Annotated in this window: 13 protein-coding genes; 7 read left to right on the top strand and 6 right to left on the bottom strand. The window is 62.7% G+C overall.

All coding sequences use genetic code 11. The features are described 5' to 3' along the window. Nucleotides 1–30 precede the first annotated feature (30 nt). From dnaG to BGO80_RS04030, 5 genes are all read left to right on the top strand, one after another. On the top strand, nt 31–1,965 hold the full coding sequence (gene dnaG / locus BGO80_RS04050) for a DNA primase (RefSeq protein ID WP_286719278.1): 1,935 nt from the start codon (nt 31–33) through the stop codon (nt 1,963–1,965). Nucleotides 1,966–2,155: 190 nt separating this feature from the next. Beyond that, nucleotides 2,156–4,210, top strand: coding sequence for an RNA polymerase sigma factor RpoD (rpoD, locus tag BGO80_RS04045; RefSeq protein WP_126150381.1), 2,055 nt, complete (start codon nt 2,156–2,158; stop codon nt 4,208–4,210). Between the two features lie 9 nt (nt 4,211–4,219). Further along, nucleotides 4,220–4,513, top strand: coding sequence for a DUF2442 domain-containing protein (locus tag BGO80_RS04040; RefSeq protein WP_286719275.1), 294 nt, complete (start codon nt 4,220–4,222; stop codon nt 4,511–4,513). An 11-nt stretch (nt 4,514–4,524) separates the two neighbouring features. After that, nucleotides 4,525–4,815: an HlyU family transcriptional regulator gene (locus BGO80_RS04035; RefSeq protein WP_126150383.1), complete on the top strand. Its 291-nt coding sequence runs from the start codon at nt 4,525–4,527 to the stop codon at nt 4,813–4,815. A 73-nt stretch (nt 4,816–4,888) separates the two neighbouring features. Beyond that, on the top strand, nt 4,889–5,110 hold the full coding sequence (locus BGO80_RS04030) for a hypothetical protein (protein WP_126150384.1): 222 nt from the start codon (nt 4,889–4,891) through the stop codon (nt 5,108–5,110). A gap of 51 nt (nt 5,111–5,161) precedes the next feature. Here the strand turns inward: BGO80_RS04030 and BGO80_RS04025 are convergent, their stop codons facing one another. From BGO80_RS04025 to BGO80_RS04005, 5 genes are all read right to left on the bottom strand, one after another. Next, nucleotides 5,162–6,199 (bottom strand): LLM class flavin-dependent oxidoreductase, encoded by a 1,038-nt coding sequence (locus tag BGO80_RS04025; protein ID WP_286719272.1) that lies wholly within the window; start codon nt 6,197–6,199, stop codon nt 5,162–5,164. Between the two features lie 104 nt (nt 6,200–6,303). Then, nucleotides 6,304–6,990 (bottom strand): tellurite resistance TerB family protein, encoded by a 687-nt coding sequence (locus BGO80_RS04020; RefSeq protein WP_286719270.1) that lies wholly within the window; start codon nt 6,988–6,990, stop codon nt 6,304–6,306. 179 nt (nt 6,991–7,169) lie between these two features. Continuing rightward, nucleotides 7,170–7,556, bottom strand: coding sequence for a hypothetical protein (locus BGO80_RS04015; RefSeq protein WP_126150387.1), 387 nt, complete (start codon nt 7,554–7,556; stop codon nt 7,170–7,172). A 133-nt stretch (nt 7,557–7,689) separates the two neighbouring features. Continuing rightward, nucleotides 7,690–8,205: a TIGR00645 family protein gene (locus BGO80_RS04010; protein WP_126150388.1), complete on the bottom strand. Its 516-nt coding sequence runs from the start codon at nt 8,203–8,205 to the stop codon at nt 7,690–7,692. 155 nt (nt 8,206–8,360) lie between these two features. Then, nucleotides 8,361–10,589 (bottom strand): OmpA family protein, encoded by a 2,229-nt coding sequence (locus BGO80_RS04005; protein ID WP_286719267.1) that lies wholly within the window; start codon nt 10,587–10,589, stop codon nt 8,361–8,363. Between the two features lie 258 nt (nt 10,590–10,847). On the opposite strand from BGO80_RS04005, the gene BGO80_RS04000 reads away from it, so the two are divergent. Both BGO80_RS04000 and BGO80_RS03995 read left to right on the top strand, forming a co-directional pair. After that, nucleotides 10,848–11,267 (top strand): secondary thiamine-phosphate synthase enzyme YjbQ, encoded by a 420-nt coding sequence (locus tag BGO80_RS04000; RefSeq protein WP_286719265.1) that lies wholly within the window; start codon nt 10,848–10,850, stop codon nt 11,265–11,267. Between the two features lie 2 nt (nt 11,268–11,269). Then, nucleotides 11,270–12,100 (top strand): sulfite exporter TauE/SafE family protein, encoded by an 831-nt coding sequence (locus BGO80_RS03995; RefSeq protein ID WP_164550337.1) that lies wholly within the window; start codon nt 11,270–11,272, stop codon nt 12,098–12,100. 176 nt (nt 12,101–12,276) lie between these two features. On the opposite strand, the gene BGO80_RS03990 is transcribed toward BGO80_RS03995, so the two are convergent. Continuing rightward, nucleotides 12,277–12,993, bottom strand: a complete 717-nt coding sequence (locus tag BGO80_RS03990) for an SIMPL domain-containing protein (RefSeq protein ID WP_126150391.1) — start codon at nt 12,991–12,993, stop codon at nt 12,277–12,279. Nucleotides 12,994–13,034 lie beyond the last annotated feature (41 nt).

Genomic DNA, 13,034 nt, shown 5'->3' with positions numbered 1-13,034 from the left:
TTGGCCGCCAGGAGTGCCTAGATAGCACATATGCGCTTTTCAGATCAGTTCCTCGACGAGATCCGCCAGCGCCTGCCGATTACGCAGGTGGTGGGCGAGCACGTCCTGTGGGACAAGCGCAAGAGCCAGCCCGGCAAGGGCGATATGTGGGCCTGCTGCCCGTTCCATGCCGAAAAGAGCCCGAGCTTTCACGCCGACGACCGGCGCGGCATTTATCATTGCTTCGGCTGCGGCGCGAGCGGGGACCATTTCCGCTTTCTGACGGAAAAGGCGGGGATGAGCTTCCCCGAGGCAGTGGAGAAGCTGGCGGGCATGGCCGGCGTGCCGATGCCGGCGCGGGACGAGAAGACCGAGCGGCGCGAGGCGGCGCAGAAAAGCCTGCTCGACGTGATGGAAATCGCCACGGCCTATTTCGAGGCGGCGCTGGCCCACAATATCGGGGCGCGGGCCCGGGGCTATCTGTTCGAGCGCGGTGTGTCGCCAACCAGCCAGGCACGGTTCCGCATCGGCTTTGCCCCTGATAGCCGCAACGGGCTCAAGGAACATCTGGCGGCCAATGGTGTCTCGGCGCAGGCCATGGTCGATACCGGCCTCGTCACCAGCCGGGACGGCGATGCCCTGACCTATGATCGGTTTCGCAATCGCGTGATGTTCCCGATCACTGATTTCCGCGGACGGGTGATCGCCTTTGGCGGGCGGGCGCTGAGCGCCGATGTGCCGGCAAAATACCTCAATTCGCCGGAGACCGAGCTCTTTCACAAGCGGCAGACGCTCTACAACGGCCATAGCGCCAAGGGTGCAACGCGCGACGGGGCGACGCTGATCGTCGTCGAAGGCTATCTTGACGTAATCGCCGCGGTCTCGGCGGGCTTCGAGGGCGCGGTGGCGCCACTCGGTACGGCGCTGACCGAAGAGCATGTGCAATTGCTGTGGCGGATGAGCGATACGCCGGTCTTGTGCTTTGACGGCGACAAGGCAGGCCTCAAGGCGGCGGAGCGCGCCGCCGATCTGATCATGCCGCATCTCAAGCCTGGCAAGACCGTCAAGATCGCAACGCTCCCCGAGGGGCTTGACCCGGACGACCTGATCAAGGCGCAGGGCAGGGCGGCCTTTGCCGAAGTGATCGAGAAGGCGCGCAGCCTTTCGGACATGGTGTGGAGTTTCGAGACGGGCGGTCTCGTGCCGGAGGCGCCGGAAGAGCGCGCGGCGATGCAGGCGCGGTTACGCGAACGCGCCAATGCCATCCAGGATGCCAATGTCCGCTTCCACTATGCCCAGGCCTTCGATGAAAAGCTCAAGGCCTTCTTCGCGCCGATCCGGCAGGGGCGTGACGCCTATCGCGGCGGCAAGCCGGCCTATGGACAAAGCGGCGCCTATGGTTTTCCGGCCCGGGGCACACCGCGTTCGGTGGTGTCTGACACTTTGCGCAACTCTCGGTTGGTACGCGGGAGCGCTGTGGTCGATGCCTCGCCCCGCGAGGCCATCATCATCCTGACGCTGGTCAATCATCCGGCATTGGTCGAGGACAAGTTCGAAACGCTGGCGGCCATCGACTGCGAAACGCCCACCGCGCAGAAGGTGCTGTCCGATATTCTGGCACTGGCAGTGCGCCATCACGATATCAGTGCCGAAGATTTGCGGGCAGCGCTGGGGGTGCGCGGCCATGGCCCGTCCCTCGATAGAATGACCGATACGCTGGCGCGGCAGGGGGTATGGCAGGTGAGCCAGGAGACTGCTCTGGTCGATGCCGAGATCGGATTGAGTCACGCCCTGGCCTTGCATAACAAGAAAGTTCAGCTAAATAGAGAGCTGAAGGCAGCCGAAGCGGCGCTGGGCGAAGACCCGAGCGATGAAACCTTTGAAAGGCTGCGGGACATCAAGAACCAGATTACCACTGTCGATGGCACAGAGGCATTGATCGAAGGCTTTGGTTCGCTATCGGGACGCGCAACTCGCAGTTTTTAGGGACGTTACCCTGAAGGCGGCGACGATGCGCGATTTTGCGTTGTGGCGAATCGGTGCCGCAGCGCCCTAGGCGAACTAAATTGGCGCGGGCCGTTAACGGTCCGGTGACCAAACCTTTACCTTGTCTTGAGTTGTCACCACATAAGACACAGCCGGGACCACCCGCCCAATGGGTCCCGAGGAGTACCAGATGGCCACCAAGGTTGCGAACAAAGCCAGCAAGGACACCGAGAAGCCGGAAGCCGGCGCCCCGGAAGCGTCCAATGACAGTCCGCTGATCGACCAGAACGATGCGGCCGTCAAAAAGCTGATCAAGGTCGCCAAGAAGCGCGGCTATGTGACCTATGAAGAGCTCAATGCCGTCCTGCCCTCCGACGAGGTAAGCTCGGAGCAGATCGAAGACTTCATGTCGATGTTCTCCGAAATGGGCATCAATGTCGTCGACGAGGACGAGGTCGAAGAGACTGAAGTCGAGAAGGACGAGGACGATAGCGGCACCGAGGTCGCTACCTCGGCCGGCACCGCGCTCGCCAGCACCTCCAATACCAAATCGGGCAGCGACCGCACCGACGACCCCGTGCGCATGTATCTGCGCGAAATGGGCTCGGTCGAGCTTCTGAGCCGCGAGGGCGAGATCGCCATCGCCAAGCGCATCGAGGCCGGCCGCGAGACCATGATCGAAGGTCTGTGCGAAAGCCCGCTGACCTTCCAGGCCATTATCATCTGGCGCGACCAGCTCGCCCAGGGCGAAATCCTGCTGCGCGACATCATCGACCTCGAAGCCACCTATGCCGGCCCCGATGCCAAGCAGGCGGCGCCCGAGATCCCGGTGGCCCCGGCCCGCCCCGAGCCCGAGCCTGCCAAGGAAAAGGCCAAGCCTGCGCCCAAGCGCGCCTCGAGCGGCGATGACGACGACTATGTGCCGGAAGAGCCCGAGCCGCCGCAGGACCCGGTCGAGGACGACGACGACGAATTCGACAACGCCCTGTCGCTGTCGGCCATGGAAGCCGAGCTCAAGCCGCAGGTGGTGGAGACCTTCAACCGCATCGCCGAGGCCTATGGCCAGATGCGCGAAATGCAGGATCGCCATGCCGAGGATCGTTCGGCCACCGTATCCGACGCCGAGAACGAACGCCTGGGCGCGCTGCGCGGCGAGGTGATCGCCGACGTGAAGTCGCTGTCGCTGAACACCAGCCGTATCGAAAGCCTGGTCGAGCAGCTCTACGACATCAACAAGCGCCTGGTGCGCTTCGAGGGGCGCCTGCTGCGCCTTGCGGAAAGCTATGGCGTCAAGCGCGAGAAGTTCCTCGAGAACTATTATGGCCGCGAGCTCGACCCCAGCTGGGAATGGGAAGTCGAGAATTTCGATGGCAAGGGCTGGGGCGAGTTTGCCCGCCGCGAAGTCGACACCATCAAGGAAATCCGCACCGAGATCGCCACGCTGGCGACCGAGACGGGCCTCGATATCGCCGAATATCGCCGCATCGTGCACAAGGTGCAGAAGGGCGAACGCGAAGCCGCCATCGCCAAGAAGGAGATGGTCGAGGCCAATCTGCGTCTCGTGATCTCCATCGCCAAGAAGTACACCAATCGTGGCTTGCAGTTCCTCGACCTGATCCAGGAGGGCAATATCGGGTTGATGAAGGCCGTCGATAAGTTCGAATATCGCCGCGGCTACAAGTTCTCGACCTATGCGACCTGGTGGATCCGTCAGGCGATCACCCGCTCGATCGCCGATCAGGCGCGCACCATCCGTATTCCGGTGCACATGATCGAGACGATCAACAAGATCGTACGTACGTCGCGCCAGATGTTGCACGAGATCGGGCGCGAGCCGACGCCGGAAGAGTTGTCCGAGAAGCTGCAAATGCCGCTCGACAAGGTCCGCAAGGTGCTCAAGATCGCCAAGGAGCCGATCTCGCTTGAAACCCCGATCGGTGACGAGGAAGATTCGAACCTCGGCGATTTCATCCAGGACGTGAACGCGATCCAGCCGATCGATGCGGCCATCCAGTCGAACCTGCGTGAAACCACCACGCGCGTTCTGGCCTCGCTGACCCCGCGCGAAGAGCGCGTGCTGCGCATGCGCTTCGGTATCGGCATGAACACCGACCATACGCTGGAGGAAGTCGGCCAGCAGTTCTCGGTGACGCGCGAGCGTATCCGTCAGATCGAAGCCAAGGCGCTGCGCAAGCTCAAGCATCCGAGCCGGAGCCGGAAGCTGCGGAGCTTCCTCGACAATTAGGAGCCGCCCATGGCGGCTTCCCGTCTCAAACTCACTTCGCTTCGCACCGCTGTTCCGTTCAAGCTGGTGGTGACGTTTTCGGACGGGACGTCGGGAACGTTCAATGCGGCGCCGATGCTGGCGGAGCGGGGCGAGGGGACGGAGCCGTTGCGGGATCGGGCGTATTTCTCGCAGGTCGAACTGGTCAATGGCAAGCCGATCTGGCCGAACTACTTTGACATCTCGCCGCTTTGGCTGCAGGAGGAGATGGACAAGCGTGGTGAGCTGGAGCGACCCCGGCCCGAGCGCAAAAGCAGATATTAAGGAGGCCGCCCATGTCGTTTTTCAAGAAGCTGTTCGGTGGCGGTTCCGCCAGTGCTGAACCGGCGGGGGAAAAGACCCTCGGCGAAGAGACCTACAAGGGCTATCTGATCAAGGCCATCGAGATGAAGGTGGGCAGCGAGTATCAGCTGGCCGGCCTTATCGAGAAAGGTTTTGACGGCGAGTTGAAGACCTATCGCTACATTCGTGCCGACCGCATGAGCTCGGTGGACGACCTCGTTTCGCTGGCCCTGGGCAAGGGCCGCCAGATCATCGACGAGCAGGGCGACGGCATTTTCCGCTGATCGCCCGCACGCCTGTACGTATTGACCGCGAGCCGTCCCGGCTCGCGGTTCGCTTTTGAAAGGACCATAGAAAATGGCCAGGAAACCTACCGCGCGGACCGAGTTCGTGATGTTCGACATCGTCTATGAAGACGGCAGCCAGCGCTCGAACCGCAAGGTGGATGCGAACCTGTTGGGTGGCCTCGACGGCGACGAACCCGCCAAGGCCGCCATCGAGGAACAGGACCGCGCCATCTCCGAAAAGTCCGGCGTGCCGCCGCTGGCCATCAAGTCGATCAAGCGCAGCGGCAAATAGACTCCCTCCCGCGAGTTGACCTCGCGGGGAGAGCCTCGCGGCTTTCCGGGTCTAGCCCAGGGCCTTGTCGATTGCCGGTTTAACCACTGAGCCGTAGAGCTCGATGGACTTCATGACCTGGTCGTGTGGCAGGGTGCCGACGCTCAGCTGCAGGCCGAACCGGTCGTGGCCGAACCATTCGTGCTGCATGAGGATCTTGTCGATGACCTCTTGCGGAGAGCCGACATAATAGGCGCCTTCCGGCGTCGTTCCGGCATCGAACTGTGCCCGCGTTCCCGGAGGCCAGCCGCGTTCGGCGCCGATCTTGCTCATTACCGCATTGTGGGCGGGGAAGGCGGTGTCGCGTGCCTCCTGGCTGGTGGTGGCAATGAAGCCGTGGCCGGAGACGCCAAGCTTGAGCTTTGCGGCGTCGTGGCCGACCTTGGCGCCGGTCTGGCGATAGAGTTCGGTCAGCGGTTGGAACTGGCGCGGCCGTCCGCCGATGATGGCGATCATTAGCGGCAGGCCGTAATAGGCAGCGCGGGCCACCGAATTGGGTGTGCCGCCGACCGCGATCCATAGCGGCAGCGGGCTCTGGATGGGCTTGGGATAGATTTCCAGCCCGGGAATGGGCTTGGTGTGCTTGCTGCCAGGCCAGGCCACTTTGCCGCCTTCGCGGATTTTCAGCAGCATTTCGAGCTTTTCCTCGAACAGATCGTCATAGTCATCGAGGTTAAGGCCGAAGAGCGGGAAGCTCTCGATGAATGAGCCGCGGCCGGCCATGATTTCGGCGCGGCCATTGCTGATGAGATCGAGCGTGGCGAATTGCTGCCAGACGCGAACCGGATCTTCCGAACTCAGCACAGTCACGGCGGTCGAAAGACGGATCGATTTGGTGCGGGCGGCGGCAGCCGCCAGAATGGTCACCGGAGCGGACGCGACATAGTCAGAGCGATGATGTTCGCCGAGGCCGTAAAAGGCCAGCCCCAGCTGGTCGGCCAGCTCGATTTCCTCGATCAGGTCCGCAAGACGCTCGGCGGGCGATTGCAGCCGATTGCCGTTGAGCGGATCGGGGGTGTTCTCGGCAAAGGAATATAGACCAAGTTCCATGAGTGTTCTCCTTGCCGGCAGATGTGGCCGCCTGGGCCCCTGGCTTCAAGAACGCACATGAGTGTTACCGCGCGGCGTGGTGTCCGCGCGGTGTCCAGGATCGATCAGACGTTGCTGGTGTCCGGGGTGTAGGCAAAAGGCGAGACCGGGCTCGATGCCGGTTGCGGGGCCTTTTCGCCGGCCTGACGATGAATTTCTGCGACCAAAGCCGGGTCGAGCTTCAGCTTCACTGCCAGCGCTTCGAGATAGGCCTGTTCCGCCGATGTGTCGGCCGAGATGGCAACGAGGGAGGCGGCGTAAATCTCGGCGGCATGCTCGGGCGTGTCGGCGCGGGCCGCCACAGCGTTGATGTCGAGCGGCGAGCTCAGTTCGTCGAACACCCAGGCTTTTTCTTCGGCCGAGAGCGACATGGTCTTGAGCTTGTCGAAGATGACTTCCTTTTCGGTCGCGTCGATGCGGCCGTCGGCCTTGGCGGCGGCGATCATGGCGCGGACCAGGGTCTTGCCCAGTTCTTCATGCTCGGCGGCATTAGCGGTTGAGGGGATAAAGGCATCTTCCGAGGGCGCAGGGGCGGCGCCGGGCTGGCCCTGTTGATAGTTCTGCCAGGCCTTGTATGCGAGGCCGCCCACAGCGGCCAGCGCACCCGCCTTGACGGCAGTGCCGAGTAGCTTGCCCGGCTTGCCGCCGGAGAACAGCATGCCGGCGGCGAGGCCAGCCGCGCCGGTCATGGCGGTGCGCTGTGCATTCTTGTCGGTCTGCAGGGTCTTGATGATCTGGTCGATATTGAACATGGAAGCTCCCTTGGGTTCGGTCTGAGATGGGGTGGAGAAGGCCGTTTCGCAACGGCGCAGGCGGCCGAGAGTGGCCTCGGCCGCGAAATTTCCGGTTGTCTCGTCGGAGGGCACAAAAAAACCCCGGACTGTCCGGGGTTTTCTTTGCCTGGCGGGAGTAACCAGGGACCTATCGCTGATTAAGCGCCGGGAGCAGCGGGTTCAGCAACAGGGGCCGGGGTGGCTTCAACGCCAGCCGGCGTATCAGCGGCCGGAGCCGGAGTTTCCGTAGTCACGGCCGGAGCTTCGGTCATCGGAGCGGCGTCAACGCCGGTCGCCGGAGCTTCAGTCATGGGAGCCGGCGCGATCGCCGGGTCGGTGGTCAGCGGAGCTTCCACAGCGGGAACGCCGTTGACGTCGACAGTGGTCGTCGGGCCGGAGTTAGCCGAGAAGACCAGGTAACCAATGGCCAGCAGGGCCAGTGCAACGATGATGCCGACGAACCAGCCGGTGCCGTTGCTTTCACGGGTATAGACGGTACGGTTGCCGTCCTGGGTGTAGACGGTATCGCGTTCGGGGGTAGCCATCATTTGCTCCTTTGTTTCAACGCTGGCTAAGAAACGCGGAGTTTTGGGGTTCGTTCCCGGAACTGTGATTTGACGCTGAACTTGTGATCTGAAACGCTTTTTGCTTGCTATTACAAAAAGTTAACACCCTAGACTAGAGGTCTGGAGCGTCGTTCTTTTGTGGCTTTTTTGAGATTTTATCGATCACGGCCAGGAAAAGTGCCGAGATGATGAAGGTCACGTGCAACACGGTGTACCAGAGAATCTGCTCATTGGTGTAACGCGGGACGTTGAGGAAGATCTGCAGGAGGTGGATCGAGGAGATGGCGACGATGGTCGAGGCCACCTTGATCTTGAGCGAGCCAGCATCGATCTGGCCCAGCCAATGCACATCGCCCTCATTGTCAAAACGCGAAACGAAGTTTTCGTAGCCCGAGATGATGACCATCACGACCAGGCTGGCGATCAGTGCGGCGTCGATCAGGCCGAGAATCTTGAGAATGGTTTCGGTCTCGTCGAGATCGAAAAGATGGCTGCCGAAATCCCAGAGCTTGATGCCGAAGGTGACCGCGTAGAGCAATAGCGCGATGCCGAGGCCGATATAGAAGACCACAAGCAGCCAGCGCGAGGCGAGGATGACGCGTTCGACAAGGATTTCGAGGTTCTTCATGGCGGCTCCGGAGCGGGACGCGCATGGATATCAAGCCTATGGCGGCGCGCAAGATGGCAAATGGCGTGCCGGCTGAGCCCAACTAAAAAAGGCCGGGCACTGGGCCCGGCCTCCTATATTCGCGGTTCGTATCAGGCGTCGATGCGCCGGATCGATCAGTTGCTGGCGACCGTGATCAGCGGGGTGATGCGGCGGATGGTGACGCGACGGTTTTCGCGTTCTGCCGCCTCGGTGCGGATCTTGAGGTAGCGCTCGCCATAGCCCTGGGTGGCCAGGTTTTCCGGCGGAATATTGTAGAAGTCGGTCAGAATGCGAGCCACCGTGGCGGCGCGCAGATCGGACAGACGCAGGTTGGAAATGTCGGAGCCCACGGCGTCGGTATGGCCTTCGATCAGGAAGGTTTCGTTGGGGTTCCGGCTCAGCAGAGCCTGCATGGCATTGGCGACGTTGGACAGCGAAGCGACCTGATCACGGCTGATGGTTGCAGCGCCGGTATCGAAGGTCAGGTTACCGACTTCCAGCTTGCGCACGCTGTCACGGATACGGGCCGAGCGCTTGACCTCGTCAATCGAGTAGAGGCGGGCAACCTGTTCCACCGGCGGCTGGCTGAAGAAGGTTTCAACCTCGCGTTCGTCGGCATAGCGGGCGTCGAGCACGTAGTCACGTACCGGGATGTTGAGACGCAGGGGCGGCAGATCTGCACCCGGATCACGCCACTCCACCAGATTGGCGTCATAGCGATCATCAAAGGTGGCCAAGACATATTCGCGACCATCTGGGGCAATACGCGAACGGCGCAGAATGTCGCCATTGCGGTTGCGCACGGTCACGATCTGGGTGCCATCGGGGCGGGTGATCACTTCACGCACGCGGCCATTGCTGAGATTTTCGTAGTAAATCTCGTCCTGCTGCGGGTTGTAGAAGCGGTCAGTATCCTGCCCGATGGAATTGACGATCAGCTGCGTACCAACCTGCAGGATCACCTGGGTGATGACGTCACCGGTATTGGCCTCGCGCACCGGCGTCTGCTCGATGACGGTGATGTTGTTCTGCTGGCCGATATTGTTCTGCGTGTTGTTGGTGACGTTGTTCTGGGTATTGTTGGTGGTGTTGTTGGTGACGTTGTTCGTCACGTTGTTAATATTGGTGATGTTGTTGACGTAGTTGTTGACCACCGTCTGGGTGACTGTGGTGTTGCCGGTGGCCTGGATTTCCGTGCCGGACTCGGCGGTGGCCGAAGCAACCGGTTCGGCGGCAAAGGCGCGCATCTGCTCTGACTGGGCCAGGGCGTCCGTTTCCGGTGGCGGCGGGGGCGGCTCGGTGGAGACAGCAGGCGTTGCGGTAGGCGCGACAGGCGCGGGCTGGCCGTCCTGCGTCGGGGCAACGGGGGCCACTTCCTGGTCCTTGGCGCTGTCGAGCACCGGGGCAATCTGCTCTTCGGTCACGCCGGCAGGCAGGTCCTCGATCACCTCGACCGGCTGGCCGGCATCGTTGACGGCTTCGGGAGCAGCAGGAGCATCTGCCGGGCGCTGTTCCACCGGCTGCGGGGCCACGGGAGGCTGTTCGGCAGGCTGCTGCTCAGCAGGCGCGGCAGGCTGGACTGCGGCCGGCACTTCGGGCAATGACAGGCCATATTGAGCGAGACAGGCGTTGACATCGCCTAGCCCTGCCTCGGCACACAGGCGCTCGATTTCGGCGCGGGCCGCGGCCATGCGGTTTTGGGCGTCGGTCTGGTCACCGCCGCCGAGCATGTCGGCAAAGGCGCCGTTGAAAAGGTCGACCTGTGCGGCAAGTGCGGCACTGAGGTCGGCTTGGGGCTGAGCGACAGGAGCCTCGGGCGCGGGCTGTTCCGCAGCCGGCTGTTCGACCTGCGCGGGCTGTTCGACGGGAGCAGGTTCCTCCACCGGCGCGGGGGCGGGCTGCTCGATAGCGGGTTCGGGCTGCGGGGCTTCGACCGGGGCAGGTTCCTCGACAGCAGGGGCAGGAGCGGGTTCTTCGACCGGCGCAGGCTCTTCAACTGCAGGGGCAGGTTCGGGCTGCGGCTCCTCAATCACCGGCTCGGGCTGGGGTTCCGGCTCGGGCTGGGGAACATCGACCGGGGCGGGTTCTGGAACGGGCTCGGGGGCAGGAGCAGGCGGTGGGGCGCTCTGGCCACCGGAGGCCGCAGCGATACATTCTTCGATGCTGGCGAAGCCATTGACGATGCAGAGCTCGGTGAGCGGGCCCTGGGCAGCGTCGATCGCAGCCTGATCACCCGAAGCCTGTGCTGCGAGATAGGCGCTGACGGCCGACTGCAAATCTGCATCCTGGGCCTGGGCGGCGATCGGGGCAAAGGCCATGAGGCCGATGCTGGTTCCGGTGAGAAGCCAGGTCTTGAGGCGCATAAGCATTATCCTTTTTGTGTTCTTGCACACGTCTTGCCGAGCATGGTGGGGCTTACCTGAACGCATTCTGAACGGTTGACGAAAGACGCTATTCCGGCCCACAGCCCCGGAACTCCCGGAACGCGGGCCTTTGCGGTTGGTTCCGAGATTTTGCCCTCGCAGAGGTTCCAAGCAATTGAGACAGGAATGGGGCGAGTGGACGTCTCGCGCCAATGCGGGCCTCCCCGCCAGGGTGCGAGCATGCTAGGAGAGGAGCACATGAGACAGGCCATCGACACCATCCGCATCGAAACCAGCGGGCAACGCCTTTACGAGGTGACGCGGCATGTGCGGGCCTTCGTGCGCCAGTCGAGCATCGAAACAGGTCTCCTCACGGTTTATGTCAGGCACACGTCGTGCTCGCTGCTGATTCAGGAAAATGCCGATCCGGACGTGCAGGTCGACATGCTTGGCTTCTTTGACCGGCTGGTGCCCGAGGGCATGAGCTGGCTCGAGCATACGCTCGAAGGGCCAGACGACATGCCAGCCCATATCAAGGCGGCACTCACGCAGACGTCGATCGGCGTGCCCGTGGCGAATGGGGCGCCGGTATTCGGCACCTGGCAGGGGCTCTATCTCTTCGAGCATCGTCACGAGCGCCATGGGCGCGAACTCGTTCTGCATATCATCGGAGAATGATCTTGGATCTGGCAAGCCTGGCGGCCTACTGGCCCTTTCTACTCGGTCTATTGGCAACCGGTTTCGTGTCGGGGGTGGCAGCGGGCCTGCTGGGCATTGGCGGCGGCGCGGTGATCGTGCCAGTACTCGCCAACGCGCTGCTGCTTTTGGGCTATGATACGGATGTGGTGCAGCATGTGGCGGTGGGGTCCTCGCTCGCGATCATCATTCCCACCGGGATCATGAGCGCGCGCGCCCATTTCAAGCGCGGATCGCTGGATATGCGCATCCTCAAGCTGTGGGCGCCGCTGGTGGTCTTGGGAACACTGGTGGGCGGGCTGATCGCCGGCTGGTTCTCGGGCGATGTGCTGCGCATCATTTTTGCGGTGATGGCGTTCCTGATCGCGGCCAACATCCTTTTCGCCTGGCAAACCCGACTTATGGGGCATCTGAGCGGTTCAGCCACGACGCACCGGGTGATGGCGCTGATCGTCGGCTTTCTCTCCGCCTTCATGGGCATAGGCGGCGGATCGCTGACCGTGCCGACCTTGGTGGCCTTCGGCGAGACCATGCATAAGGCGGTGGGGACATCGGCGGCCATCGGCGTGGGCATCGCCTTGGCTGGAACGGTCGGCTATGTGGCGTCGGGCTGGTCGGTCGCCGGCCTGCCGCCGCTGAGCCTGGGCTATGTCAACCTGGTGGCACTGGTGCTGGTGGGGGGCATGGCGGCGCTTTGCGCACCCCTCGGGGCGGCGTTGGCGCATCGGATGAGCCAGCAGACACTGAAATATGTGTTCGCCGCGTTCCTGGTGGCGGTCGGGCTCAACATGCTTTGGAAGGTGCTGGCGGGGTAAAAAGGGTTGGTGGGGACGGGTGACTACGGTGGACCGTCCCCACCGCCCAAGCCCCCTCTGAGGGGGGAATCGGGGAGCTTCGGGCGACGGGGCCAAGATGGCGCCCCGAAGCGATGGGCCTGCATTGGCGCGACGGGTTTGTCCGAAAAGTGGCAAACCCGCCTTAATCCACTGCTTTACTTATCGGTGTTGCCCAATTCCCACTGCACATTCACCGTGACCGCGAAGGTCAGCTCGCCCGCTTCGACAGGAACGTCGGCGCCGGACTGCAGTTCCGCCCTGGCATACATGGCATAGGGCTGCGGGCTGCCGAAGTCCTGGGTTTCGCGAATGGAATCGAGGTCGCCCAGCTCGGCGCCGGCGACGCCGGCATAAAGCTCGGCCTTGGCGCGAGCATCGGCGAAAGCGGCCTTGCGGGCTTCGTTGAGCAGTTCGGACGGATCGGAAACCGAGAAGCTGACGCCATTGACGGTGTTGGCGCCGACGGTCACCGACTTGTCGAGAATGGAGCCGAGGTCTTCAAGATCGCGCACCACTACGGTGACGGAATTGGCGACCTGATAGCCGTTGATCTTGGGCGGAAGGGTATAGCCAAGATCGTCGCGGGCGTCGGAATAGACATAGTTCGGATTGACCGAGAAGCCGGACGTCTGGATGTCGCGAGCTTCGATGCCGGCTTCCTTGAGGGCGGCGATCAGGTCCGCCATGGCGGCGGTATTGGCGTCGAGCGCTTCGCGGGCGGTGGCACCCTGGGTGGTCACCCCGGACATGACGGTGGCCATGTCGGGCGCCGCGCGCACTTCACCACGCCCATCAATGGCAATCGTGCCGGCATAGGCGGGCAGGGCGGTGGCGAGGAGGGCGAAGGGAACGAGGACGCTGCGGATGCGCATGGCAAACTCCTGATAAACATGCTGCTCGGATAAGGGAGGTT

It is taken from the genome of Devosia sp. 63-57, assembly GCF_001899045.1.
Classification (GTDB): Bacteria; Pseudomonadota; Alphaproteobacteria; order Rhizobiales; family Devosiaceae; genus Devosia; species Devosia equisanguinis.
Note: the sequence above shows the minus strand (reverse complement) of the source record. Positions and strands in the feature narration are given on the sequence as shown.

Coding starts and splice junctions, on each gene's coding strand:
- BGO80_RS04000 (WP_286719265.1), top strand. CDS start 10,848: ATGAGACAGGCCATCGACACCATCCGCATCGAAACCAGCGGGCAACGC.
- rpoD (WP_126150381.1), top strand. CDS start 2,156: ATGGCCACCAAGGTTGCGAACAAAGCCAGCAAGGACACCGAGAAGCCG.
- BGO80_RS04015 (WP_126150387.1), bottom strand. CDS start 7,556: ATGGCTACCCCCGAACGCGATACCGTCTACACCCAGGACGGCAACCGT.
- BGO80_RS04005 (WP_286719267.1), bottom strand. CDS start 10,589: ATGCGCCTCAAGACCTGGCTTCTCACCGGAACCAGCATCGGCCTCATG.
- BGO80_RS04035 (WP_126150383.1), top strand. CDS start 4,525: ATGTCGTTTTTCAAGAAGCTGTTCGGTGGCGGTTCCGCCAGTGCTGAA.
- BGO80_RS04010 (WP_126150388.1), bottom strand. CDS start 8,205: ATGAAGAACCTCGAAATCCTTGTCGAACGCGTCATCCTCGCCTCGCGC.
- BGO80_RS04025 (WP_286719272.1), bottom strand. CDS start 6,199: ATGGAACTTGGTCTATATTCCTTTGCCGAGAACACCCCCGATCCGCTC.
- BGO80_RS04020 (WP_286719270.1), bottom strand. CDS start 6,990: ATGTTCAATATCGACCAGATCATCAAGACCCTGCAGACCGACAAGAAT.
- BGO80_RS03990 (WP_126150391.1), bottom strand. CDS start 12,993: ATGCGCATCCGCAGCGTCCTCGTTCCCTTCGCCCTCCTCGCCACCGCC.
- BGO80_RS04030 (WP_126150384.1), top strand. CDS start 4,889: ATGGCCAGGAAACCTACCGCGCGGACCGAGTTCGTGATGTTCGACATC.
- BGO80_RS04040 (WP_286719275.1), top strand. CDS start 4,220: ATGGCGGCTTCCCGTCTCAAACTCACTTCGCTTCGCACCGCTGTTCCG.
- dnaG (WP_286719278.1), top strand. CDS start 31: ATGCGCTTTTCAGATCAGTTCCTCGACGAGATCCGCCAGCGCCTGCCG.